23 protein-coding genes are annotated in these 23,920 nt (G+C 49.8%); 11 read left to right on the top strand and 12 right to left on the bottom strand.

Annotation, left to right across the window (positions count from 1 at the left end; genetic code table 11):
* Positions 1-11 precede the first annotated feature (11 nt).
* From ynaL to ydaN, 3 genes are all read right to left on the bottom strand, one after another.
* The gene (ynaL, locus tag QUE74_RS08790; protein ID WP_001296046.1) at positions 12-185 is read right to left on the bottom strand and encodes a proline-rich small protein YnaL; all 174 of its coding nucleotides are present in this window, start codon (positions 183-185) and stop codon (positions 12-14) included.
* Positions 186-459: 274 nt separating this feature from the next.
* Complete coding sequence (gene zntB, locus QUE74_RS08785) at positions 460-1,443, bottom strand: zinc transporter ZntB (protein WP_000387385.1); 984 nt, start codon at positions 1,441-1,443, stop codon at positions 460-462.
* A 13-nt stretch (positions 1,444-1,456) separates the two neighbouring features.
* Positions 1,457-1,504, bottom strand: a complete 48-nt coding sequence (gene ydaN / locus QUE74_RS08780; protein WP_211180494.1) for a protein YnaN — start codon at positions 1,502-1,504, stop codon at positions 1,457-1,459.
* A 193-nt stretch (positions 1,505-1,697) separates the two neighbouring features.
* On the opposite strand from ydaN, the gene dgcM reads away from it, so the two are divergent.
* A complete protein-coding gene (dgcM, locus tag QUE74_RS08775) occupies positions 1,698-2,930 on the top strand; it encodes a diguanylate cyclase DgcM (RefSeq protein ID WP_001355263.1) in 1,233 nt (410 codons plus the stop codon).
* A gap of 20 nt (positions 2,931-2,950) precedes the next feature.
* Here dgcM and smrA read toward each other — a convergent pair whose 3' ends face one another.
* A complete protein-coding gene (smrA, locus tag QUE74_RS08770; protein ID WP_001046832.1) occupies positions 2,951-3,514 on the bottom strand; it encodes a DNA endonuclease SmrA in 564 nt (187 codons plus the stop codon).
* Between the two features lie 329 nt (positions 3,515-3,843).
* Positions 3,844-4,752: a LysR family transcriptional regulator gene (locus tag QUE74_RS08765; RefSeq protein ID WP_000885452.1), complete on the bottom strand. Its 909-nt coding sequence runs from the start codon at positions 4,750-4,752 to the stop codon at positions 3,844-3,846.
* Positions 4,753-4,927: 175 nt separating this feature from the next.
* Between QUE74_RS08765 and abgA the strand changes: the two genes are divergently transcribed.
* The 6 genes from abgA (at position 4,928) to uspE (ending at position 11,821) form a co-directional block, all read left to right on the top strand.
* Positions 4,928-6,238: a p-aminobenzoyl-glutamate hydrolase subunit AbgA gene (abgA, locus tag QUE74_RS08760; protein ID WP_000444963.1), complete on the top strand. Its 1,311-nt coding sequence runs from the start codon at positions 4,928-4,930 to the stop codon at positions 6,236-6,238.
* A complete protein-coding gene (abgB, locus tag QUE74_RS08755; protein ID WP_001156423.1) occupies positions 6,238-7,683 on the top strand; it encodes a p-aminobenzoyl-glutamate hydrolase subunit AbgB in 1,446 nt (481 codons plus the stop codon). Before abgA ends, abgB begins: the two co-directional genes overlap by 1 nt.
* Before the next feature lie 36 nt (positions 7,684-7,719).
* Positions 7,720-9,246, top strand: coding sequence for a p-aminobenzoyl-glutamate transporter (gene abgT / locus QUE74_RS08750; RefSeq protein ID WP_000062976.1), 1,527 nt, complete (start codon positions 7,720-7,722; stop codon positions 9,244-9,246).
* Between the two features lie 10 nt (positions 9,247-9,256).
* Positions 9,257-9,772 (top strand): methylated-DNA--[protein]-cysteine S-methyltransferase, encoded by a 516-nt coding sequence (ogt, locus tag QUE74_RS08745; protein WP_000945011.1) that lies wholly within the window; start codon positions 9,257-9,259, stop codon positions 9,770-9,772.
* 194 nt (positions 9,773-9,966) lie between these two features.
* Complete coding sequence (gene fnr / locus QUE74_RS08740) at positions 9,967-10,719, top strand: fumarate/nitrate reduction transcriptional regulator Fnr (RefSeq protein WP_000611911.1); 753 nt, start codon at positions 9,967-9,969, stop codon at positions 10,717-10,719.
* 151 nt (positions 10,720-10,870) lie between these two features.
* Positions 10,871-11,821 carry a universal stress protein UspE gene (uspE, locus tag QUE74_RS08735; RefSeq protein ID WP_001252105.1) on the top strand — a complete coding sequence of 317 codons (951 nt, stop codon included), beginning with the start codon at positions 10,871-10,873 and terminating at the stop codon, positions 11,819-11,821.
* A 49-nt stretch (positions 11,822-11,870) separates the two neighbouring features.
* Here uspE and QUE74_RS08730 read toward each other — a convergent pair whose 3' ends face one another.
* Positions 11,871-12,128: a DUF2534 family protein gene (locus tag QUE74_RS08730; RefSeq protein WP_000605090.1), complete on the bottom strand. Its 258-nt coding sequence runs from the start codon at positions 12,126-12,128 to the stop codon at positions 11,871-11,873.
* Between the two features lie 243 nt (positions 12,129-12,371).
* Between QUE74_RS08730 and ynaI the strand changes: the two genes are divergently transcribed.
* Positions 12,372-13,403 (top strand): low conductance mechanosensitive channel YnaI, encoded by a 1,032-nt coding sequence (gene ynaI, locus QUE74_RS08725; protein ID WP_000559880.1) that lies wholly within the window; start codon positions 12,372-12,374, stop codon positions 13,401-13,403.
* Between the two features lie 45 nt (positions 13,404-13,448).
* Here the strand turns inward: ynaI and mppA are convergent, their stop codons facing one another.
* Complete coding sequence (mppA, locus tag QUE74_RS08720; RefSeq protein WP_000683032.1) at positions 13,449-15,062, bottom strand: murein tripeptide ABC transporter substrate-binding protein MppA; 1,614 nt, start codon at positions 15,060-15,062, stop codon at positions 13,449-13,451.
* A 182-nt stretch (positions 15,063-15,244) separates the two neighbouring features.
* Between mppA and mpaA the strand changes: the two genes are divergently transcribed.
* Positions 15,245-15,973 (top strand): murein tripeptide amidase MpaA, encoded by a 729-nt coding sequence (gene mpaA / locus QUE74_RS08715; protein WP_000219116.1) that lies wholly within the window; start codon positions 15,245-15,247, stop codon positions 15,971-15,973.
* On the opposite strand, the gene ycjG is transcribed toward mpaA, so the two are convergent.
* Positions 15,948-16,913, bottom strand: coding sequence for an L-Ala-D/L-Glu epimerase (gene ycjG, locus QUE74_RS08710; RefSeq protein ID WP_001355260.1), 966 nt, complete (start codon positions 16,911-16,913; stop codon positions 15,948-15,950). The genes mpaA and ycjG overlap by 26 nt on opposite strands.
* Positions 16,914-17,031: 118 nt before the next feature.
* Here ycjG and tpx point away from each other — a divergent pair, with 118 nt between their 5' ends.
* Positions 17,032-17,538, top strand: a complete 507-nt coding sequence (tpx, locus tag QUE74_RS08705; protein ID WP_000084379.1) for a thiol peroxidase — start codon at positions 17,032-17,034, stop codon at positions 17,536-17,538.
* 43 nt (positions 17,539-17,581) lie between these two features.
* Here the strand turns inward: tpx and tyrR are convergent, their stop codons facing one another.
* The 3 genes from tyrR to QUE74_RS08690 all read right to left on the bottom strand — a co-directional run bounded on the left by tyrR (position 17,582) and on the right by QUE74_RS08690 (position 21,726).
* A complete protein-coding gene (tyrR, locus tag QUE74_RS08700; protein ID WP_001355259.1) occupies positions 17,582-19,123 on the bottom strand; it encodes a transcriptional regulator TyrR in 1,542 nt (513 codons plus the stop codon).
* 147 nt (positions 19,124-19,270) lie between these two features.
* Positions 19,271-20,332, bottom strand: coding sequence for a YcjF family protein (locus QUE74_RS08695; protein WP_000138728.1), 1,062 nt, complete (start codon positions 20,330-20,332; stop codon positions 19,271-19,273).
* On the bottom strand, positions 20,329-21,726 hold the full coding sequence (locus QUE74_RS08690; protein ID WP_000825801.1) for a YcjX family GTP-binding protein: 1,398 nt from the start codon (positions 21,724-21,726) through the stop codon (positions 20,329-20,331). Before QUE74_RS08690 ends, QUE74_RS08695 begins: the two co-directional genes overlap by 4 nt.
* Positions 21,727-21,870: 144 nt before the next feature.
* Between QUE74_RS08690 and QUE74_RS08685 the strand changes: the two genes are divergently transcribed.
* Positions 21,871-22,869, top strand: coding sequence for a LacI family DNA-binding transcriptional regulator (locus tag QUE74_RS08685; RefSeq protein ID WP_000075351.1), 999 nt, complete (start codon positions 21,871-21,873; stop codon positions 22,867-22,869).
* Between the two features lie 110 nt (positions 22,870-22,979).
* On the opposite strand, the gene ompG is transcribed toward QUE74_RS08685, so the two are convergent.
* Positions 22,980-23,885, bottom strand: coding sequence for a monomeric porin OmpG (gene ompG, locus QUE74_RS08680; protein WP_000735233.1), 906 nt, complete (start codon positions 23,883-23,885; stop codon positions 22,980-22,982).
* Positions 23,886-23,920: the final 35 nt, after the last annotated feature.

Below are 23,920 nucleotides of genomic sequence, written 5' to 3'. Positions count from 1 at the left end.
CGACGCAAAAATTAGCAAGCGCGTATCCTCGCAGATCTACGCTCACGATGCGACAATTTAATCGGTTCTTCATCGGGTGGTGGGTCAGGCATGGGTTGCGGGCGAGGGATTGGATCGGGCACTGGAACAGGATCGCCAGGAATCGGTTCAGGGACAGGAATTTGCAAATAAATGAGTGTCGTCATATTTCCCTCCGGTCATTGGGTGGACTCTTAAAGGGTAGACGCTGATATATAACAGGCAAAAAAAAGCCGACTCATCAAAGTCGGCGTCGTACGAATCAATTGTGCTATGCAGTAATTCAAAAAAGGAAGTAAGACAATATGGAGCGCAACGCCCATCGCTTGACGTTGCATTCACCTGCAAGAGAGATATTGCCCTGAATGGGTAGAGAGTTTATTGACTTCGCTCAAACTTTGCGGCGTTTTTGTATACAGATAGTAGGGAAAATTGCTGTTGTTACAACCATTTACTACGATGCAACCATAAAGCAACACCACCAATAAGAACGACTAACAGAATACAAAAAATTGAAAATCCGAATTGCCACCCGCCACCTGGGATCCCACCAAGGTTGACACCAAATAACCCGGTCAGAAACGTACTGGGTAAAAAGACCATTGCCATTAATGACATTGTATAGGTGCGACGGGCTAAATTTTCCTGCATCACCTGAGCGATTTCATCCGCCATCACGCCAGTCCGTGCTATACAGGCGTCAATTTCGTCCAGGCCGCGCCCAAGGCGATCGGCAATATCCTGCATTCGGCGGCGTTGATCATCATTCATCCACGGCAGACGCTCACTGGCAAGACGAGCATAAACATCACGTTGCGGTGCCATATAGCGACGCATAACAATTAATTGTTTGCGCAGCAGCGCCAGAAATCCACGCGGTGGAATTTGTTGATCGAGGAGATTATCTTCAAGGTCGATAATTTTATCGTGCAGCTGCTCAATAAATTCACTGGAATGATCGGTCAACGCATCGCACACATCCACCAGCCATCCCCCGCAATCGGTCGGACCAGTGCCTTCTTCCAGATCGCTTACCACATCGTCCAGCGCCAGCACTTTGCGTTGTCGGGTCGAAACAATTAACCGCCCGTCCATATATACACGCATGGCGACCAGTTGGTCGGGGCGCTCATCGGTGCTGCCGTTTATACAGCGCAATGTAATCAGCGTACCTTCACCGAGACGGCTGACTCGGGGCCGTGTGCTCTCGCCCGCCAGCGCATCACGTACGTTATTGGGAAGCAGCGGTGTTGTCGCCAGCCATTGGGCGCTATCATGGTGTACATAATTAAGGTGGAGCCAGCAGGGATGCGCTTCATCAATCACATCTGTATTTTCCAGCGGTTTAACGCCGCCTCTACCATCCAGCATCCAGGCAAATACTGCATCCGGGACATTAACGTCCGATCCCTTAATCGCTTCCACAGTGCCTCCATCATCAACGCATTATTTTGTAGTCTAGCCTTCTGGCCCTGTTACGCAACATCTCATCACCCCATTACCCTGAAATGATTAATAAAATTCTGTCTAAATTGAATACAAAAAGCAAAATGCTTTTCCATATACAAACCGTGTGAAGTGTTAAATAGCGTCTATCATTATCAGAATTATCTGATCATATGACGTGGCTTTTTTGCGATCGGATAGCAACAAAAATTGATAAAAATAACGGGATCTCAATGATTACGCACAACTTCAATACCCTGGACTTACTCACCAGTCCTGTCTGGATCGTTTCGCCCTTTGAGGAACAGTTAATTTATGCCAACAGCGCGGCGCGACTGTTGATGCAAGACCTCACGTTTAGTCAGCTACGAACCGGTCCCTATTCCGTCTCCTCACAAAAAGAACTACCGAAATACCTCTCCGATCTGCAAAACCAACACGATATTATCGAAATCCTCACTGTTCAACGTAAAGAAGAGGAAACAGCATTAAGCTGTCGGCTTGTTTTGCGAGAGCTGACAGAAGCAGAACCGGTGATTATTTTCGAAGGTATCGAAGCGCCGGCAACGCTGGGTTTAAAAGCCAGTCGTTCGGCAAATTATCAGCGCAAAAAACAAGGTTTTTATGCGCGCTTTTTTCTGACTAACTCTGCACCAATGTTGTTGATTGACCCCTCACGAGATGGCCAAATCGTCGATGCTAACCTCGCCGCGCTCAATTTCTATGGTTATAACCATGAAACGATGTGCCAGAAACATACCTGGGAAATTAATATGCTCGGGCGTCGCGTCATGCCTATCATGCATGAAATCTCGCATTTACCCGGTGGTCATAAGCCTTTGAATTTTGTTCATAAACTGGCGGATGGTTCGACTCGTCATGTGCAGACCTATGCTGGGCCGATTGAAATTTATGGCGACAAGCTCATGTTATGTATTGTGCATGATATTACTGAGCAAAAACGGCTGGAGGAGCAGCTGGAACATGCTGCCCACCATGACGCGATGACCGGATTACTGAATCGGCGACAGTTTTATCACATTACCGAGCCAGGCCAAATGCAGCACCTCGCCATCGCTCAGGATTACAGCTTATTGCTCATCGACACCGATCGTTTTAAACACATTAACGATCTCTATGGGCATTCTAAAGGTGATGAGGTGTTATGCGCCCTCGCCCGCACTCTCGAAAGTTGCGCTCGCAAAGGCGATTTGGTGTTTCGTTGGGGAGGCGAAGAGTTTGTCTTATTGCTACCAAGAACCCCACTGGATACCGCGCTTTCGCTGGCTGAAACTATCCGCGTAAGCGTGACAAAAGTGAGTATTTCGGGCTTACCACGCTTTACCGTCAGCATTGGTGTGGCGCATCACGAAGGAAATGAAAGCATCGATGAACTGTTTAAACGCGTTGATGATGCTTTGTATCGGGCGAAAAATGATGGACGCAACCGCGTGCTGGCGGCATAAGCCGCGGATGCGTCTCGAGATCAACGACTGCGCTTAGCGTGGCGCTCCCAGTTTTCTTGCTTTGCCTGCGCCGTTTTACGTAGTGCGACGTAACACGCCCCGCTGCCGCCATGATGCGGTAGCGCGGTACAATATGCCTGGACATCATCAAATTCGGTCAACCAGCGCGCCACATAGCTGCGGACAATATTGGCATGCGATTTATCTTCCCGCCCTTTACCATGAATAATCAGCACATTACGCAAACCATCCGCCAGGGCTTGTTGAATGAAACTGAACACCATTTTGCGGCACTCTTCCACCGGCTGGCGCAAAAGATTCAGGCTCGCCTGTTGCGGATATTTACCACTGCGCAGCTTATCCAGCACCCCATGTTGCAACCCTTCCCGCCGAAACTCCAGCGGCTGGCTTAGCGGAATGATGTCGAGAAATCCGGTGGTGAGGAAATTATCAAGTTGCAGCGTGTCGATACGCTGCGGCGCACGTTGGTTACGCGTTGGATGCCAGTGGACATCTGTAGCACGTTTCAGCGGCTGGACATCTTCCATGGCGTCAAGAAACAGCGATTTGTCGTCAAGGTTCATGTTACATCCTCCCGCAATTAAGAGCGCGATATGATAACCAGACCGGGTCGGTCCAACAACGTATTACCCAAAATTCCAGTAATAAGTTCCAAATATTGCCGATATTTTAAGCAAAATGCTTATGCATGATTATTCATTCACGATATTAATAATGTAACTTATATTTTCGTGAAATCTGTCACTGAAGAAAATTGGCAACTAAAGGTTAAAACCGTTATAACACAGTCACCGGCGCAGAGGAGACCATGCCGGATTTAAGACGCGGATGCACTGCTGTGTGTACTGTAGAGTCTGGCGGATGTCGACAGACTCTATTTTTTTATGCAGTTTTAACTTTGCAGATAGCCGCATTCTCGCCGAAATTGCGTGATTAATGACGCGGTCAGTGGTGTCTGGCGACTATCACGCCGCTGAATCAAATAATAGGCCGCTTTCGGTAAAATTTCGATAACCGGCAACATCACCAGCCCCTGTCCGTGCAAGGGATCGCAGCCCATTTCTTCAGGTAGTATGCTGAGAAAATCGCTTTTTGCCACCAGACTGATACAGGCTGAAAACGTCTCGCAGACTACGCCGACCTGTGGCGTTTGCGCCTGATCGTCAAGCAATTCACTCAACTGTTTGTAGTAGCTGCCGTGTGGCGTCGGCATTGTCCAGCTGTAGTCCAGTAACTGTTTGATCGAACGGGCACCAATGGCGGGATGTCCCGGGCGGCAAAAGATCGCGAATTGCTTTTCCAGTAATTTCTCAAAAGTAAATTCGTGGTCGTAGGGTCCCTGATAATAGGTATTGATGGTGAAATCCAGTTCTCCCTGGCGCAATTCATTAATCATCGACACCAGTTGCCCTTCCATAATGCGTACTTTTACCTGCGGATGCTGCTGATGAAAACGAGATATGACAGCTGGCATCAGACTGCGGGAAATACTGGCCCCCATGCCGATATTAATTTGCCCTGCCAGTTGCCCTTGTCGTTGGCGAATATCCTCTTGCGCTGCGCGCAGCTCTTCAAGAATAAGACTGGCGTGCTGATAAAAACTTTCGCCGGCATCAGTTAACGTCACGCCTTTACTACGGCGAAAAAAGAGTTGTGCCGCTAACCCTTCTTCCAGCTCCTGAATAGATTTACTCAGTGCCGGTTGCGACATATTCAACATTCGGCTCGCTCCGCGAATGCTGCCCTGACGAGCCACTTCAACAAAAGCCCGAATTTGATGAATTTTTACCTGAAAAGCCATGACGCCACCGATAACCGTTATTTATCAGACCAAAGAAACTGGCATCTACTTTAATGCAGATGATTGTGTCAGGGTAATTTATGAACGGTTAAAACTGTGAAAAATCAGTTAGTGATAAGTAAAAACTATCACTACGTGAACCGGGTCACATTTTTTACTGATGACGGGAAAGGTTATGGAGTCTTTGAATCAATTTGTTAATTCGCTTGCCCCAAGATTATCGCACTGGCGACGTGATTTTCATCGCTATGCAGAGTCTGGCTGGGTGGAATTCCGCACAGCCACCCTTGTTGCAGAAGAATTGCACCAGCTCGGCTATTCACTGGCGCTGGGCCGCGAAGTCGTTAATGAAAGTAGTCGGATGGGACTACCTGATGAACTCACTCTACAGCGCGAATTCGAGCGCGCTCTTCAACAAGGTGCGTTAGCACAATGGATCGCGGCTTTTGAAGGTGGTTTCACTGGCATCGTCGCCACCCTGGATACCGGTCGCCCCGGTCCGGTGATGGCTTTCCGTGTCGATATGGACGCGCTGGATCTCAGTGAAGAACGGGATGTCAGCCATCGCCCCTACCGCGACGGTTTTGCGTCATGTAACGCCGGAATGATGCATGCCTGTGGTCATGATGGACATACCGCTATTGGGCTTGGGCTGGCGCACACCCTTAAACAGTTCGAGTCCGGACTTCACGGCGTCATCAAACTGATTTTTCAGCCTGCAGAGGAAGGTACGCGTGGCGCGCGGGCGATGGTCGATGCAGGTGTAGTGGATGATGTTGATTATTTTACTGCCGTGCACATTGGCACTGGCGTACCTGCGGGCACCGTGGTGTGCGGCAGTGATAATTTTATGGCAACAACCAAATTTGACGCGCACTTCACTGGTACCGCCGCTCACGCAGGCGCAAAACCACAAGACGGTCACAATGCCTTACTGGCGGCAGCACAAGCAACTCTTGCGCTGCATGGAATCGCCCCGCACAGCGAAGGGGCTTCCAGAGTAAACGTGGGCGTTATGCAGGCAGGAAGCGGTCGTAATGTGGTTCCTGCCTCGGCGTTGCTGAAAGTTGAAACTCGAGGGGTCAGCGACGTCATCAATCAATATGTTTTTGACCGTGCACAACAAGCGATTCAGGGCGCAGCAGCCATGTATGGTGTCGGCGTTGAAACTCGGCTGATGGGTGCAGCTACCGCCAGTTCTCCTTCGCCGAAATGGGTCGCATGGTTACAAAGCCAGGCGGCTCAGGTCGCGGGGGTCAATCAGGCCATTGAACGTGTTGAAGCGCCTGCGGGTTCCGAAGATGCCACATTAATGATGGCCCGCGTGCAGCGACATCAAGGGCAAGCCTCCTACATGGTATTTGGCACACAGCTGGCGGCAGGTCATCACAACGAAAAATTCGATTTTGACGAGCAGGTTCTCGCTATTACCGTCGAAACGCTGGCGCGCACCGCGCTTAATTTTCCCTGGACGCGAGGTATCTGATGCAGGAAATCTATCGTTTTATCGACGATGCGATTGAAGCCGATCGCCAACGTTATACCGATATTGCTGATCAAATCTGGGATCATCCAGAAACACGTTTTGAAGAGTTCTGGTCAGCGGAACATCTGGCTTCGGCGCTGGAATCTGCAGGCTTCACCGTTACCCGCAACGTAGGCAATATCCCAAATGCCTTTATTGCTTCGTTTGGTCAAGGCAAACCGGTTATCGCCCTGCTGGGGGAATATGACGCCCTGGCAGGTTTAAGTCAGCAAGCAGGGTGCGCGCAACCTACATCCGCGACGCCCGGTGAAAATGGTCACGGTTGCGGACACAATTTGCTCGGAACCGCCGCCTTTGCCGCAGCAATAGCCGTCAAGAAATGGCTGGAACAATATGGGCAAGGCGGCACGGTGCGCTTTTATGGTTGTCCTGGCGAAGAAGGCGGCTCGGGTAAAACGTTCATGGTCCGCGAGGGGGTATTTGATGATGTGGATGCGGCACTCACCTGGCACCCGGAAGCCTTTGCCGGTATGTTCAATACCCGCACGCTGGCAAACATTCAGGCATCATGGCGCTTTAAAGGGATCGCAGCACATGCTGCAAATTCCCCTCATTTGGGACGCAGCGCCCTTGATGCCGTAACGTTGATGACCACTGGCACCAACTTCCTCAACGAACATATTATTGAAAAAGCGCGCGTACACTATGCCATCACAGAGAGCGGCGGGATCTCGCCCAACGTGGTCCAGGCGCAGGCAGAAGTGCTTTATCTTATCCGCGCCCCCGAAATGACCGACGTGCAGCATATTTATGATCGGGTAGCCAAAATCGCCGAAGGTGCGGCATTGATGACCGAAACCACGGTTGAATGCCGCTTCGACAAAGCCTGTTCCAGTTATCTCCCTAATCGCACCTTAGAAAAGGCCATGTACCAGGCTCTGTCCCATTTTGGAACCCCTGAATGGAAATCCGAAGAACTGGCTTTTGCGAAACAAATTCAGGCTACGCTCACCCCCAACGATCGGCAAAACAGTCTGAATAATATCGCCGCAACCGGTGGAGAAAACGGCAAGGCTTTTGCACTACGTCATCGTGAAACGGTACTGGCGAATGAAGTCGCTCCATATGCCGCCACCGATAACGTGCTTGCGGCATCAACTGATGTCGGCGACGTCAGTTGGAAACTGCCTGTTGCCCAGTGTTTCAGCCCCTGTTTCGCCGTCGGTACACCGCTACATACGTGGCAACTGGTTAGCCAGGGGCGAACGTCTATTGCTCATAAAGGAATGCTGCTGGCGGCGAAAACTATAGCAGCAACCACACTTAATCTCTTCATTGATTCAGGGCTATTGCAAGAATGCCAACAAGAGCATCAGCAAGTTACGGACACGCAACCGTATCACTGCCCTATCCCGAAAAACGTGACACCGTCACCTTTAAAATAACAACAACAACGCAAACACAACAAACGAGGAATGCCCATGAGTATGTCATCCATACCGTCGTCCTCCCAATCCGGGAAGCTCTATGGCTGGGTCGAAAGAATTGGTAACAAGGTTCCCCATCCTTTTTTGCTCTTTATCTATTTGATTATCGTACTCATGGTGACGACGGCAATTTTGTCGGCCTTTGGCGTCAGTGCGAAAAACCCGACCGATGGTACGCCAGTGGTCGTGAAAAACCTGCTCAGTGTGGAAGGATTACACTGGTTTTTACCCAATGTGATTAAAAACTTTAGCGGTTTTGCCCCACTAGGCGCGATCCTGGCGCTGGTTTTAGGTGCCGGTCTGGCGGAGCGCGTCGGCTTACTGCCAGCGTTGATGGTTAAAATGGCATCGCATGTGAATGCTCGCTACGCCAGTTATATGGTGCTGTTTATTGCTTTTTTCAGCCACATTTCTTCCGATGCGGCGTTAGTGATCATGCCACCGATGGGGGCGCTGATTTTTCTGGCGGTGGGCAGGCATCCAGTTGCAGGTTTACTGGCCGCCATTGCAGGCGTCGGTTGCGGCTTTACAGCTAATTTACTGATTGTCACAACCGACGTGTTGCTGTCGGGGATCAGCACGGAGGCTGCGGCTGCGTTCAATCCGCAAATGCACGTCAGTGTAATTGATAACTGGTATTTTATGGCCAGCTCCGTAGTCGTACTGACGGTTGTTGGCGGCCTGATAACCGACAAAATCATTGAGCCACGGTTAGGTCAATGGCAGGGAAACAGCGATGAGAAACTGCAGACATTGACCGAAAGTCAGCGTTTTGGTTTACGCATAGCAGGTGTCGTATCGCTACTTTTTATTGCTGCGATTGCGCTGATGGTGATCCCGGTAAACGGTATATTGCGCGATCCGATCAACCACACCGTGATGCCATCCCCCTTTATTAAAGGTATCGTGCCACTGATCATTCTCTTTTTCTTTGTGGTTTCGCTGGCTTATGGCATCGCTACCCGCACAATTCGACGTCAGGCGGATTTACCGCATTTAATGATTGAACCGATGAAAGAGATGGCGGGATTTATCGTGATGGTTTTTCCCCTCGCCCAGTTTGTCGCCATGTTTAACTGGAGCAACATGGGGAAATTCATCGCTGTGGGGTTGACCGATATACTCGAAAGTTCAGGGCTTAGCGGCATCCCGGCGTTTGTCGGTCTGGCGTTGCTTTCCTCTTTCTTATGCATGTTTATCGCCAGCGGTTCCGCAATCTGGTCGATTCTGGCCCCCATTTTCGTACCGATGTTTATGCTACTTGGCTTTCACCCGGCATTTGCGCAAATCCTCTTTCGTATTGCCGACTCATCCGTATTGCCTTTAGCGCCGGTATCTCCTTTTGTTCCACTGTTTCTTGGATTCCTGCAACGCTACAAACCAGACGCGAAACTGGGTACTTACTATTCGTTAGTTTTGCCCTATCCACTTATCTTTTTGGTGGTATGGCTGCTGATGTTGCTGGCGTGGTATCTTGTCGGTCTGCCGATAGGTCCGGGGATTTACCCTCGTTTGTCTTAAGAGAGAACGGATGCTGAGATTACTTGAAGAAAAAATTGCCACGCCACTAGGTCCACTGTGGGTGATTTGCGATGAGCAATTTCGCCTGCGGGCGGTTGAATGGGAAGAGTACAGCGAACGCATGGTGCAGTTGCTGGACATCCATTACCGCAAAGAAGGCTATGAACGCATTTCTGCCACCAACCCAGGTGGTTTAAGCGACAAGCTTCGTGAATATTTTGCCGGTAATCTTAGCATTATTGATACGCTTCCCACTGCCACGGGGGGGACGCCATTTCAGCGCGAAGTCTGGAAAACATTACGCACAATCCCCTGCGGGCAGGTAATGCATTACGGCCAACTGGCTGAACAATTGGGCCGCCCCGGCGCGGCGCGTGCCGTAGGTGCGGCAAATGGATCGAATCCCATCAGCATTGTTGTGCCTTGTCATCGGGTCATTGGCAGAAACGGTACCATGACCGGATATGCAGGCGGAGTTCAGCGAAAAGAGTGGTTATTACGCCACGAAGGTTATCTTTTGCTGTAAACATTAAACAATTTGTGCCAGCTTGTTCACACTTTTATGTAAAGATACCCTTAACAACTTAAGGGTTTTCAAATAGATAGACATATATTTACATCTAATATCGGAATTCTCTGCTGTTAAGGTTTGCTTAGACTTACTTGCTCCCTAAAAAGATGTTAAAATTGACAAATATCAATTACGGCTTGAGCAGACCTATGATCCCGGAAAAGCGAATTATACGGCGCATTCAGTCTGGCGGTTGTGCTATCCATTGCCAGGATTGCAGCATCAGCCAGCTTTGCATCCCGTTCACACTCAACGAACATGAGCTTGATCAGCTTGATAATATCATTGAGCGAAAGAAGCCTATTCAGAAAGGCCAGACGCTGTTTAAGGCTGGTGATGAACTTAAATCGCTTTATGCCATCCGCTCCGGTACGATTAAAAGTTATACCATTACTGAGCAAGGCGACGAGCAAATCACTGGTTTCCATTTAGCTGGTGACCTGGTGGGATTTGATGCAATCGGCAGCGGTCATCACCCGAGCTTCGCGCAGGCGCTGGAAACCTCGATGGTATGTGAAATTCCGTTCGAAACGCTGGACGATTTGTCCGGTAAAATGCCGAATCTGCGTCAGCAGATGATGCGTCTGATGAGCGGTGAAATCAAAGGCGATCAGGACATGATCCTGCTGTTGTCGAAGAAAAATGCCGAGGAACGTCTGGCTGCATTCATCTACAACCTGTCCCGTCGTTTTGCCCAACGCGGCTTCTCCCCTCGTGAATTCCGCCTGACGATGACTCGTGGCGATATCGGTAACTATCTGGGCCTGACGGTAGAAACCATCAGCCGTCTGCTGGGTCGCTTCCAGAAAAGCGGCATGCTGGCAGTCAAAGGTAAATACATCACCATCGAAAATAACGATGCGCTGGCCCAGCTTGCTGGTCACACGCGTAACGTTGCCTGATTTTTCCGCATCACTCACTATCCTTCTGTCATATCATTAAATTTTTCTGATTTATTGATCTGGCAGAAGGTTCATCACTGTTTCATTCACCAGATATGGGTTAATCTTTTAATTACAAACTGCGTTGACAGTTGTTGTAAGGAGACCCTGTATGGCTATGTATCACAACATGCTCGTTGTTATCGATCCTAACCAGGACGACCAACCAGCATTGCGGCGAGCTGTTTATTTACATCAACGGATTGGTGGCAAAATTAAAGCCTTTTTGCCGATCTATGACTTCTCATACGAAATGACCACCCTGCTCTCCCCGGACGAACGTACCGCTATGCGTCAGGGCGTCATCAGCCAACGAACAGCCTGGATCCACGAGCAGGCAAAATATTATCTCAATGCTGGCGTTCCCATTGAAATTAAAGTGGTCTGGCATAACCGTCCATTCGAAGCCATCATTCAGGAAGTGATCAGCGGCGGGCACGATTTGGTGCTAAAAATGGCGCACCAACATGACCGTCTGGAAGCGGTGATTTTTACGCCAACGGACTGGCATCTGTTACGCAAATGCCCAAGCCCGGTGTGGATGGTGAAAGACCAGCCGTGGCCGGAAGGGGGTAAGGCGCTGGTGGCGGTGAATCTCGCCAGTGAAGAGCCGTACCATAATGCGCTCAATGAAAAACTGGTCAAAGAGACGATCGAACTGGCAGAACAAGTCAACCATACCGAAGTTCATCTGGTTGGCGCTTATCCGGTAACGCCAATTAATATCGCGATTGAACTGCCGGAATTTGACCCGAGCGTTTATAACGATGCCATTCGTGGGCAACATTTGCTGGCAATGAAAGCTCTGCGGCAGAAATTCGGCATTAATGAAAACATGACACACGTAGAAAAAGGTCTGCCCGAAGAGGTGATTCCTGATTTGGCGGAGCACTTACAGGCGGGGATTGTGGTTCTGGGCACGGTCGGACGCACCGGTATTTCAGCAGCATTCCTTGGCAACACGGCGGAACAGGTGATTGATCATCTTCGCTGCGACCTGCTGGTCATTAAACCTGACCAGTATCAGACACCCGTTGAACTGGATGACGAAGAAGACGATTAACGACTCTTCAATAACTGACAAGGCCCGAGTTATCGGGCCTATTTTTTACTTACTGCTCTTCGCCGCCAAGGAAATAAATACCCAACGGGATTGCCAGCAACACAGTAAAGACCAGGCTATAAACAAAAATCATCGATGACTGAATCACATACATTGATGTCGTCCACTCAGACAGCGGAATATTGTACTGTTCTATAACGCCGCCGATGGTCGCGCGAGTCACAACCGACGCCGCAATAATGAAAACCGCCAACAAACCAAAGAGAAATTTCTTCCCTTTCGCTGACTTCAGTTTCGCCATAATCATGATGTAATCCTTGTGCAGACAAATTTCTTGTTACCTAAACGTAACAATACCATGACATTTCACCGTTGTCTGCTCTGAAAACCTCACCTCTTAGCTGGATTTACAATCAACGCATTGATTAGTTAGCTAATGTTGCTACTTCCTTCCCTGACTATTGATGATCTGAATGAATTGTCGCGGTAAAATAGCCCCGCCAGGGGTTTCCGGCATGACGACAATTATCTGGAGGAGCCTGATAAAACAATGATCGCTGAACTGTTTACAAATAATGCGCTTAATCTGGTCATTATTTTCGGTAGCTGCGCAGCATTGATTCTGATGAGCTTTTGGTTTCGCCGCGGAAATCGTAAAAGAAAAGGATTTTTATTCCATGCGGTGCAATTTTTCATCTACACCATAATTATCAGTGCTGTTGGTAGCATCATTAATTATGTTATAGAAAACTACAAACTCCAATTTATCACTCCAGGCGTTATCGATTTTATCTGTACGTCCCTGATTGCTGTTATTCTGACGATTAAGTTATTTCTGCTGATTAATCAGTTTGAAAAACAGCAGATTAAAAAAGGTCGTGATATCACCAGTGCGCGGATTATGTCGCGTATCATCAAAATCACCATTATTGTGGTACTTGTTTTGCTTTATGGCGAACATTTCGGCATGAGCCTTTCTGGCTTGCTGACCTTTGGTGGTATTGGTGGTCTGGCTGTTGGTATGGCCGGTAAAGATATTCTGAGTAACTTCTTTTCCGGGATTATGCTCTATTTCGACCGTCCTTTCAGTATTGGCGACTGGATCCGTTCACCGGACAGAAATATCGAAGGTACAGTAGCGGAAATTGGCTGGCGAATTACCAAAATTACGACCTTTGATAATCGTCCGTTATACGTCCCGAACTCGCTGTTTTCGTCTATCAGCGTAGAAAACCCGGGGCGAATGACCAACCGACGTATTACCACGACAATCGGTTTACGTTATGAGGATGCGGCAAAAGTGGGAGCCATTGTCGAAGCCGTACGTGAGATGCTTAAAAATCACCCGGCCATCGACCAGCGACAAACCTTACTGGTTTATTTCAACCAGTTTGCTGACTCGTCATTGAATATTATGGTTTATTGCTTTACCAAAACCACAGTATGGGCTGAATGGCTTGCCGCCCAGCAGGATGTTTATTTGAAGATTATCGATATTGTACAGTCACACGGCGCGGATTTCGCGTTCCCAAGCCAGACGCTGTATATGGATAACATTACACCACCAGACCAGGGTCGTTAATTCAGACATCACTGGCGTTACCCACAAGGGTAACGCCAGTTCACATCAATGTTTCACAATATACATAGTCCGGCTATACGCCACATCTTCCGGGTTATTAATGGGATAACCTTTCAGCCACGGCTTGATTAATCGTCCATTGGTATATTGATAAATTGGTGCAATCGGTGCTTGCTCCATGAGGATTTTTTCTGCCGCATTGTAATCGGCATTACGCGCTTTAACGGTATTTTCCGTCGATGCCTGGGCCAAAACTTTGTCGTAGGCCGGGTTGTTAAAGCGTGAAATGTTGCCTGAATGCGTTGACGTTAATAATGTCAGGAAGGTGGAGGGTTCATTATAATCCCCCACCCACGAGGCGCGGATAACATCAAAATTACCTGTATTACGACTATCGATATAGGTTTTCCATTCCTGATTTTGCAGTTTGACATCTACACCAAGGTTCTTTTTCCACATCGATGCCACAGCAATCGCAATTTTTTGATGGTTTTCTGAAGTATTATACAAAAGCGTCAGCTTCAGCGGTTTTTGCGGACCATAACCGGCTGCGCTCAACAAAGTTTTTGCCTGCGCATTCAGTTCTTCCTGACTCATTTGTTCAAACGGCGAAGGCTCCGGCGTGAATCCGGCAGTAACATCTGGCGTAAAATGCCACGCTGGTTTTTCGCCCGTCCCCAACACTTTTTCGGTCATCAGGCGGCGATCTATCGTCATACTTAATGCCAGACGAACGCGCTGATCTGCCGTCGGCCCTTTTTGCGTGTTAAACGCATAATAATAGGTTCCGAGCTGCGGCGGTGTATAAACCTGCCCCGGAATATCCTTCAACAGCTTCTGATACATATTTTTGGGGAAGGATTCGGTGATATCAATATCCCCCGCGAGATAACGCTTAGTGGCTGCGGATTCCTGATTAATTGGCAGGAAGGTCACTTTTTGCAACACCGTTTTGGCGTTATCCCAATAATGGGTATTTGGCACCACGACCAGTTTTTCATTGACTACACGCTCTTTAAGAACATAAGCGCCATTGCCGACCAGATTTCCGGGTTTCGTCCACTCTTTCCCGCTTTCTACGTTAGCTTTTTGCACCGGGAAGAAGGCAAAATTGGCTGTTAAATTCACAAACCACGGCAACGGTTTATCAAGCTGGATTTTCAAAGTACGGGCATCAACCGCGGTGACGCCTAGCTGATCAGGCGTAGCTTTACCATCAATAATCGCCTGTGCGTTGTTGATTCCCGCCAGCGCGGCAAACCAGGCAAACGGCGACAACGTTTTTGGGTCAACCAGACGTTGCCAGCTGTAGACAAAATCCTGTGCCGTTACCGGTGTGCCATCCGCCCATTTTGCGTTATCGCGCAGGGTGAAAGTCCAGATACGGTTGTCATTACTTTTCCACTGAGTCGCAACGCCGGGGACAATCTCCCCTTTCTCGTTCTGATTCACCAGTCCTTCAAAAAGATCGCGAATGACCTGAATCTCTGGCAGACCCACGGCTTTAGCGGGATCCAGCGACGCAGGCTCATCTTTAATATGGCGCACCAGCTCCTGCTTCTCTGCCAGTACTGTGCCGCTCGGAACTTCTGCAGCATACGAAAGAGAAATGCTGCTGACCAACAGCGCACAACACGTGACTGAAACAGAGTGCTTCATAAGTTACCCTCAAACCTGCGTTAATAATCATGCGTAATTATTTGTTTCGCCTTAAAGAAATGCAAACAACTTCCGGCAAAAAAGTGATACGAGATCGATAACATAGCGTTGAAGAAAAGGATTTGATAATCCGCAAAATTTGCACAACACTGCCTGTAATACTTCCTGAACCAGAGACGATCATGACCGTAACTCGCCCACGCGCCGAACGCGGCGCATTTCCGCCCGGTACAGAACATTACGGACGTTCATTATTGGGCGCGCCTTTGATCTGGTTTCCGGCCCCAGCCGCCAGTCACGAAAGTGGTTTGATTCTGGCTGGCACCCACGGTGATGAAAACTCTTCGGTCGTGACCCTCTCCTGTGCTCTGCGGACATTGACACCTTCTTTGCGCCGCCATCATGTGGTGCTGTGTGTGAATCCTGACGGCTGCCAGTTAGGGTTACGGGCCAATGCTAATGGCGTGGATTTAAATAGAAACTTTCCGGCAGCAAACTGGAAGGAAGGTGAAACGGTTTATCGCTGGAACAGCGCCGCTGAAGAACGTGATGTCGTTTTACTGACAGGTGACAAACCTGGCTCCGAACCTGAAACTCAGGCGCTGTGCCAGCTTATACATCGCATTCAACCTGCCTGGGTGGTCTCATTCCACGATCCACTGGCCTGTATTGAAGACCCCAGACACAGCGAATTAGGTGAATGGCTGGCCCAGGCGTTTGAATTGCCACTGGTAACCAGCGTCGGTTATGAAACGCCTGGCTCTTTCGGCAGTTGGTGTGCAGATCTGAACTTGCATTGCATCACCGCAGAGTTTCCGCCCATCTCCTCCGACGAAGCCAGCGAAAAATATCTCTTTGCGATGGCAAACTTGCTGCGCTGGCATCCTAAAGATGCAATTCACCCGTTGTGAACTGAAGCGCCGGTTCCACATCTACCGCCAGCCAGGTCGGTCCGTCAAGATCGGCGAAACTGACCTGCGGCACCAGCGGTAAAGCGGCGCTAATGGCACGAGAGGTACACAACATGCAGCCCAGCATCAGACTAAAACCTTGTGCACGTGCTTCAGTCGCCAGCGCCAGCGCTTCCGTCAGGCCACCCGTTTTATCGAGCTTAATGTTAACCATCTCATAGCGCCCTTGCAGCGCCTTCAGATTGCTACGAGTATGACAACTTTCATCTGCACAAATCGGTAACGGATGAATAAAATTCTCCAGTGCCGCATCGTCCTGCGCAGGAAGCGGTTGTTCAAGCATCGCAACGCCTAAATCCGCCAATAGCTGGCAACGCGCCGCCAACCCTTCTGAACGCCAGGATTCATTTGCATCAACGATCAGCGTCGCATCGGGCACAGCTGTGCGAATTGCCACCATCCGCTCACTGATAAGATGGTTATCCAGCTTCACTTTCAGTAATTTCGCGCCTGCCTGCCAGAGTGTTGATGCACTATTGGCCATCTGATCAGGCGTACCGATGACTACCGTCTGGGCAGTGGTGACTGTCTCGGGAAGCGTTATGCCGATCAAATCAGCCAGCGATTGCTGCTGTTTTCGCGCCGCCAGATCCCACAATGCACAATCCAGCGCATTACGTGCTGCGCCGGCAGGGAGAATTTTTTGCAACTCCTCCCGTGTCAGCCCTTTCTCTAATTGCGGCACGACGCTCATAATTTGCGCCATTACCGAGGCATCACTTTCTCCATAACGCGGATACGGCGTGCATTCACCGGTGCCTTTAATACCTTCTTCTTCCAGTTCAACCACCACCACGCGCGCTTCACTACGACTTCCCCGAGCAATCACAAACGGGGTATGTAAGGGCCAGGCTTCCTCAAATACCTTAACGGTTCTCATCTTTACTCCTTGTTGTCGCGGTGGTCTGCAGATTAAGCGCAAATAGCGTTTGCTGTGTTATTGACAGTTAGCATAAACTAGGTGTGACGTTAACTATATGTAAACAGGAAAGATAATCATGTCACAAACCGTTCATTTCCAGGGCAACCCGGTTACAGTCGCCAATTCCATCCCGCTGGCGGGTAGCAAAGCGCAGACTTTTACTCTCGTGGCAAAAGATCTGTCTGACGTCACCCTCGGTCAGTTTGCGGGTAAACGCAAAGTGCTGAACATTTTCCCGAGTATTGATACCGGTGTTTGCGCCGCATCAGTACGTAAGTTTAACCAACTGGCAACCGAGATCGACAACACCGTTGTGCTGTGTATCTCTGCTGATCTGCCGTTCGCCCAGTCTCGTTTCTGCGGCGCAGAAGGTCTGAACAACGTTATCACCCTCTCCACTTTCCGTAACGCTGAATTCCTGCAAGCCTACGGTGTGGCAATTGCTGATGGCCCACTGAAAGGTCTGGCAGCGCGTGCCGTTGTGGTTATCGATGAAAATGACAATGTGATTTTCAGCCAGCTGGTTGATGAAATCACCACCGAGCCGGATTACGAAGCAGCTCTGGCTGTACTGAAAGCATAAGTTAATATGCCTGATGGTGTTGCACCATCAGGCATATTCGCGCTTACTCTTCGTTCTTCTTCTGACTCAGACCATATTCCCGCAACTTATTGGCAATCGCGGTATGCGAAACGCCGAGACGTTTTGCCAGTTTGCGCGTGCTGGGATAATTGCGATAAAGCTGACTTAATACCGAGCGTTCAAAACGGCTGGTAATTTCGTCCAGCGAACCTTCCATCGCATCTTCGCCCACGGCTACCGTTGCGGCGTCATAATCCGGCAACAAAATATCCTGAGGACGCAGCTCATAGCCGTCCAGTTGTGTCAGTGCGCGATAGATAGCGTTCTTTAACTGCCGCACATTTCCCGGCCACGCATAACGCGTAAGTACAGTATTCAGGTCAGCGGCCAGTTTCGGACGCGGCACGCCCTGCTCGTCGGCAAAGCGGGCGACGAACAGCTCGGTTAACGGCATGATGTCCTGCGGACAGTCACGTAACGGCGGCAGATTGAGCGTCAACACGTTCAGACGATAATAGAGATCTTCACGGAACACGCCTTTTTGCACCAGTTCGACCAAATTCTTCTGCGTAGCGCAAATAACCCTTACATCGACATGCACTTCATGATCTTCACCAACTCGACGGAAAGTACCATCATTAAGGAAACGCAGTAATTTCGCCTGCATCCTTGGCGACATCTCGCCTATCTCATCTAACAGCACCGAACCACCGTTCGCCTGCTCAAAGAACCCTTTTTTACCTTCCGGAGCATGACCAAACAGTTCACTCTCGACCGCATCTTCCGGTATAGACGCGCAGTTCAGCGCCAGATAAGGTTTGCCCGCTCGTGGGCTTGCCTGATGGCAGGCGTAGGCAAAGAGATCTTTACCTGTACCGGTGTCACCCGTAATCAGCAACGGCGCGCTTAGCATCGCCAGTTTCTGCGCCTGTTCGACAACATGCTTCATTTTCGGGCTGACGGCGACAATTTGACTGAAGGCACTGACGTCCTGTGCAGCGACATTCTGCAACTGACGACCCATACGAATCGTCGAGCGCAACATCACCACCGCACCGGTCAGAACGTGTTGATCATTTTCATCCTGAAGATAAACAGGCGTAATCTCCATCAGGAAATTCTGCCCATTAATAACGACATGCTCGTTATGCGAGTCTTGCGGTTCGCTTTCCAGCCAGCGTAAAAAATTAAAGCCGTTAATTAATTGCGCGGCGGTATGGTTGCGCAGGCGATCCAATTTTTGCCCAAAAAGCTGACAGCTCGCCGGGTTCGCCATATCCACTTTGCTTTTCATATCAACAGAAAGCACAGGCTCAGGCAACGCCTCCAGTAACGCGCTCAACGCCAGATGCTCACGTTCGGAAGGCATCCACGGAACAGTGCGCACATCGGTAACACCTGCAATACGGCGTATTTCGGCCATCAGACTGCTGAAACTTTCAAATTCCAGTTCGGCAAAATTGAGGTAGATTCGCCCAATGGGGTCAATCTCAATACCGCGTAAATCAATACCTCTTAGCACGAGTAGATCGAGTAATTCGCGGGTCAGACCGAGTCGGTCTTCACAAAAGACTTCCAGACGCATGGGAACCTTCACCTGAAAAAAGAACAATTAATATGATGATATGACACTATTTGGATAGCAGGAAGGTTTCTGTCAACAATCATTGACACAAAGACGGAAAAACGGGCACTTCGGCGTAAAGATATCCGGTCAGCACCCGATATTGCATTATTTTTCGCTGGGCGTTTTGCCTTTTTGCAGCGTCTCTTTCACCTGACCGATAAGCTGACGACGGAAATCCCCGAGGCGAGGTTTGTCATCGTCAATCCACGGCAGCGGGCGGCAAAGCTCCATAGCTTTAATCCCCAGTCGTGCCGTCAGAAGTCCAGCACCAATTCCCTGAGCTGCGCGGGTAGACAAACGCGCAGCGAGATCTTGCGACATCCAGTCCATCCCCACTTCGCGCACCAATTCGCTGGCTCCGGCAAAAGCGATATTCAGCAATACCAGCTTAAACAGGCGCAAACGGCTGTAATATCCCAGTTCAATGCCATACAGCGTGGCGATGCGATTGATCAAACGCAGATTGCGCCAGGCGATAAATGCCATATCCACCAGCGCCAGCGGGCTAACGGCGATCATTAACGTTGATTCCGCCGCTGAGCGACTGATTTCGCGCCGCGCCTGGGCATCTAAAACCGGCTGGACCAGATGAGCATACAGGCTGACCACTTCACGATCGTTCTGCGTTTCATGGATTGAGGCATACCAGCGTTGCAGTGCCGGATGCGACTGGTCGATGCCCGCCTGCTGCGCCAGTTTTTCGCAGAATGCACGGCCTTTACCCGTGCCGTGGCTGTGCAACAAATCGCGCGCTTCGTCGCGTTCATGGGCGCGCTGTCGCAAGCGCCATAAGCGCCGCCACTCTGTTACCACAGAACCTACGCCAGCGCCGATAATCAATGCCCCAGCGGCACAGCCGCCCAGGGCCACCCAGTCCTGAGTTTGCCAGGCGTTCATCGTCCACTGCACACCCTGACCAACAACGCTTGCACCAAACAGAGCCAACCCGCCCATCACCATTTTGCGCCACAGGCTGCGTTTCGGACGTAACGCTGCGTCCATCACCGCTTCAACTTGCCCCTCTTCTTCCTGCGCTTCGTCGAGCGTGGCCGGGGCAAAATTTTGCGCCTGATTTTCGTCAAAGGTCTGCTGCGCCCTGAATTTTGGATTCTGATCGACCTCCAGTGGACCGTCGAAATCAATACGTGGTTTTAACGGTTCGGTCATCGCAATTTATCTCCTATTAAAAATTCCAGCGCAGCATCAAGGCGAATATGCGGCAACGGTTTGTCGACATCCATTACCTGCGGGCGAAACGCCTCAAACTGGAAGCCTTGCTTATCCCAGAACGCCTGGCCAGGCAAACGTGCGGGAACTTCGCCAGGATACACAGTGAGCGGTGCGCCATCGCTGAGTCGATTACCGCGCAGCGCCGGGATTTTCTCACCGTTAACATCAATAATGCCGCTGGTGGTCGCCTGAACTGACGCCAGCCCCAGGCAGTCCATGCTGATCCCTTCGAACGCCGCATTTTGCCAGGCATCCTGAATCAGTTGTTGCAGTAATGAAACCATATTGGCGTGCTGATCGATGGTCACATGATCCGCTTTAGTGGCAGCAAACAATAGCTTATCGATAACCGGCGAAAACAAGCGCCGGAACAAGGTACGCTGCCCGTAGTGGAAGCTTTGCATCAGCTGCGTCAGCGCCAGACGCATATCATTGAATGCTTGTGGTCCACTGTTGAGAGGTTGCAGGCAATCCACCAGCACAATCTGCCGATCAAAGCGCAGAAAATGATTTTTATAGAATCCCTTCACCACTTTCTCGCAGTAATAATTAAATCGTTCGCGCAGCATTCCGGCATTGGTGTGCTTGTCGGCTTGTGCTAGTTTTGATTCGCCCCAGGCATCGACATCTGGCCACGGGAAGAATTGCAGCGCGGGCGCACCTGCCATATCGCCCGGCAAGACAAAACGCCCAGGCTGAATAAAGTGCAGCCCCTGCTGTTTGCAGTGGTGGAGATAATCGGTCCATGCGGCAGCAATGTCTGCAAGACGGTTTTCGTCGGCAGGTGCTAGTGGGTCCAGCCCTTCGCACATCATTCGCCATTTTGCCGACCATTCGCCGCGCTGACCATTGAGTAAGCCCGTCATCTGGCGCGACCAGCTTAAATAGTCCTGCGCCAACATCGGCAAGTCGAGTAACCATTCGCCAGGATAATCCACTATCTCCAGATACAACGTGGAAGTGTCTTTGAAGTGACGCAACAGCGAATCGTTCGATTTATAGCGTAGCGCCAGGCGAATCTCACTGACGCCGCGTGTTGGGGTTGGCCAGGCGGGAGGATCGCCATATAACTGCGCCAGCCCTTCATCGTAGGTGAAGCGCGGAATGCCAAAGTCACGCTGGGGAATGCGTTTTACGCCCAGCAGGCGCTCTTCACGCACCGCACTTAATAGCGGCAAGCGTGCTCCGGCATGAATATTGAGCAACTGATTGACCATCGCAGTGATAAACGCGGTTTTGCCGCTGCGGCTAAGTCCGGTTACAGCGAGGCGCAGATGTCTGTCGACACCCCGATTCACCAGCGCATTAAGTTCATTTTTAAGTCGCTTCATTGCTGTCCTGTGGACCAGAAAAAAATCATTCGTAAGGATATGAATGTGGGGGCCATGCCCTTGATTATCAACTGCCCGTGTTGTCATCTTGAGGCGAACTCCATAAGATGTGCAGCATTCACGTTCGGACGGAGTTCCTGACCTATGTCCCCTACTATTTATGATATTGCCAGGGTTGCCGGCGTATCAAAATCCACCGTATCACGCGTGCTGAATAAGCAAACCAATATCTCCCCGGAAGCGCGCGAAAAAGTGTTACGGGCCATTGAAGAATTACAGTATCAGCCAAATAAACTGGCCCGCGCGCTGACCTCTTCGGGCTTTGATGCCATTATGGTGATTTCTACCCGCTCGACCAAAACTACGGCGGGTAACCCGTTTTTCTCCGAAGTTTTGCATGCCATTACCGCCAAAGCGGAAGATGAGGGTTTCGACGTGATATTGCAGACGTCGCACAACCCGGCTGAAGACTTACAAAAATGTGAAAGCAAAATTAAGCAGAAAATGATTAAAGGCATTATTATGCTAAGTTCGCCAGCAGATGAGTCTTTTTTCGCCCAACTCGATAAATACGATATTCCGGTGGTAGTAATTGGCAAAGTTGAAGGTGAATATGCCCATGTTTATTCTGTCGATACCGATAATTTTGGCGACAGTATTGCGCTGACCGATGCATTAATTGAAAGTGGACATAAAAATATTGCCTGCCTGCATGCTCCGCTTGATGTTCATGTTTCGGTTGATCGCGTTAATGGCTATAAGCAAAGTCTGGAAGATCATAATATTGCAGTGCGCAGTGAGTGGATCGTTGACGGCGGTTATACCCATGAGACAGCATTAAAAGCCGCACGGCAATTATTAAGTCAGTCACCGTTGCCTGAGGCAGTGTTTGCTACTGACAGCCTGAAATTAATGAGCATTTATCGTGCGGCGGCAGAGAAAAACATTGCTATTCCGCAGCAGTTAGCGGTGGTTGGTTATAGTAATGAAACGCTGTCGTTTATATTAACGCCTGCACCGGGCGGCATCGATGTTCCGACGCAGGAGTTAGGTCAACAAAGCTGCGAGTTATTATTCCGCTTAATTGCCGGAAAACCGTCACCACAAAATATTACCGTTGCCACGCATATGTCGTTGAAATAAATGCCAGCTACGTTGCCTGAATGCCGGATGCGATGCTGGCGCATCTTATCCGGCCTACATTTATAAACCGGATAAAGTACTCGCGCCGCATCCGGCAATTTAGCACATTATCAGAACGCGTAATTCACACCGACACCTGCATAATGGAATTTATCGCTGTCGCCTTCATCGTGATCCTGCCACTCAAACGCGTATTCCAGCGAAACGGAAAGACCATTCTGGAAATCATAACCGTAAAACAAACCAAGACGGTTAAAATCATGGCCTTCACGTTCGATATCATCCTGCCAGTCCCAGTTACTCCAGCGATCCAACCCAATGCGCGTATACGGTGTTACCGAGTGATTGCCGAGCGTCAGCGGTAAATAGGCGCGAATTTCTTGCGTGGAGAATTCACCGTTATTGCGGCTGTCGTCCATATTGAAGCCGCGCTCGAGATAATAGTTCACCCGCAAGGCAACCGTTTCGTTGAAGGTATATTGCAGACCCGTTTCCGTTTCGACACGGGTATCAGCATAACCGGTCGTATTCAGATCGTTGGCAAATTTATACATCGACAGCCAACCGTTGAAACGTAAATCGTCAGTCAGTTTCACATCCCAGTCTGGCGCGATTTTCCAGCGCTGCATATTTGCCGTGTCTTTACCCGGTTCATCAACGTAGTGATAACCATAGTTACGGAAACCACCGGTCAGGCCGAAACTGAAATCATCGCTTTCGAGAAACTGATAATGCACTTCCAGTTCCGGGCGATCAAACCAGGTTCCACGTTTACCCGCGCTATAATCTACCGGCCCTTCCTGGTAATAAGCCAGCGATATTCTCCACGGCCCATTGGCAGCATTAAAATAGACGGAAGGCTCCGCCAGCCCGTCCATATCTTCGCCATAACCCTCAACGTTTTCTATTTCGTACATCGCGCCGATATTAAAGTGCCAGTCTTTTTTTTCCTCAGCCTGTGCGCAGGCCATTCCCGCACACATCACCAGTGCGGTACAGGGTAATAACTTTTTCATTATTGTTCCTTGTATTATCCTGGGGGAATGCCTTC

Source organism: Escherichia sp. 10290, from assembly GCF_030295155.1.
GTDB classification, from domain to species: domain Bacteria; phylum Pseudomonadota; class Gammaproteobacteria; order Enterobacterales; family Enterobacteriaceae; genus Escherichia; species Escherichia coli_F.
This window is presented reverse-complemented; position numbering and strand designations above follow the sequence as displayed.

Bases quoted from the DNA above. Each gene is read 5' to 3' on its own strand.
- ynaL (WP_001296046.1), bottom strand. From the start codon at position 185: ATGACGACACTCATTTATTTGCAAATTCCTGTCCCTGAACCGATTCCT.
- dgcM (WP_001355263.1), top strand. From the start codon at position 1,698: ATGATTACGCACAACTTCAATACCCTGGACTTACTCACCAGTCCTGTC.
- smrA (WP_001046832.1), bottom strand. From the start codon at position 3,514: ATGAACCTTGACGACAAATCGCTGTTTCTTGACGCCATGGAAGATGTC.
- QUE74_RS08765 (WP_000885452.1), bottom strand. From the start codon at position 4,752: ATGGCTTTTCAGGTAAAAATTCATCAAATTCGGGCTTTTGTTGAAGTG.
- abgA (WP_000444963.1), top strand. From the start codon at position 4,928: ATGGAGTCTTTGAATCAATTTGTTAATTCGCTTGCCCCAAGATTATCG.
- abgB (WP_001156423.1), top strand. From the start codon at position 6,238: ATGCAGGAAATCTATCGTTTTATCGACGATGCGATTGAAGCCGATCGC.
- abgT (WP_000062976.1), top strand. From the start codon at position 7,720: ATGAGTATGTCATCCATACCGTCGTCCTCCCAATCCGGGAAGCTCTAT.
- ogt (WP_000945011.1), top strand. From the start codon at position 9,257: ATGCTGAGATTACTTGAAGAAAAAATTGCCACGCCACTAGGTCCACTG.
- fnr (WP_000611911.1), top strand. From the start codon at position 9,967: ATGATCCCGGAAAAGCGAATTATACGGCGCATTCAGTCTGGCGGTTGT.
- uspE (WP_001252105.1), top strand. From the start codon at position 10,871: ATGGCTATGTATCACAACATGCTCGTTGTTATCGATCCTAACCAGGAC.
- QUE74_RS08730 (WP_000605090.1), bottom strand. From the start codon at position 12,128: ATGATTATGGCGAAACTGAAGTCAGCGAAAGGGAAGAAATTTCTCTTT.
- ynaI (WP_000559880.1), top strand. From the start codon at position 12,372: ATGATCGCTGAACTGTTTACAAATAATGCGCTTAATCTGGTCATTATT.
- mppA (WP_000683032.1), bottom strand. From the start codon at position 15,062: ATGAAGCACTCTGTTTCAGTCACGTGTTGTGCGCTGTTGGTCAGCAGC.
- mpaA (WP_000219116.1), top strand. From the start codon at position 15,245: ATGACCGTAACTCGCCCACGCGCCGAACGCGGCGCATTTCCGCCCGGT.
- ycjG (WP_001355260.1), bottom strand. From the start codon at position 16,913: ATGAGAACCGTTAAGGTATTTGAGGAAGCCTGGCCCTTACATACCCCG.
- tpx (WP_000084379.1), top strand. From the start codon at position 17,032: ATGTCACAAACCGTTCATTTCCAGGGCAACCCGGTTACAGTCGCCAAT.
- tyrR (WP_001355259.1), bottom strand. From the start codon at position 19,123: ATGCGTCTGGAAGTCTTTTGTGAAGACCGACTCGGTCTGACCCGCGAA.
- QUE74_RS08695 (WP_000138728.1), bottom strand. From the start codon at position 20,332: ATGACCGAACCGTTAAAACCACGTATTGATTTCGACGGTCCACTGGAG.
- QUE74_RS08690 (WP_000825801.1), bottom strand. From the start codon at position 21,726: ATGAAGCGACTTAAAAATGAACTTAATGCGCTGGTGAATCGGGGTGTC.
- QUE74_RS08685 (WP_000075351.1), top strand. From the start codon at position 21,871: ATGTCCCCTACTATTTATGATATTGCCAGGGTTGCCGGCGTATCAAAA.
- ompG (WP_000735233.1), bottom strand. From the start codon at position 23,885: ATGAAAAAGTTATTACCCTGTACCGCACTGGTGATGTGTGCGGGAATG.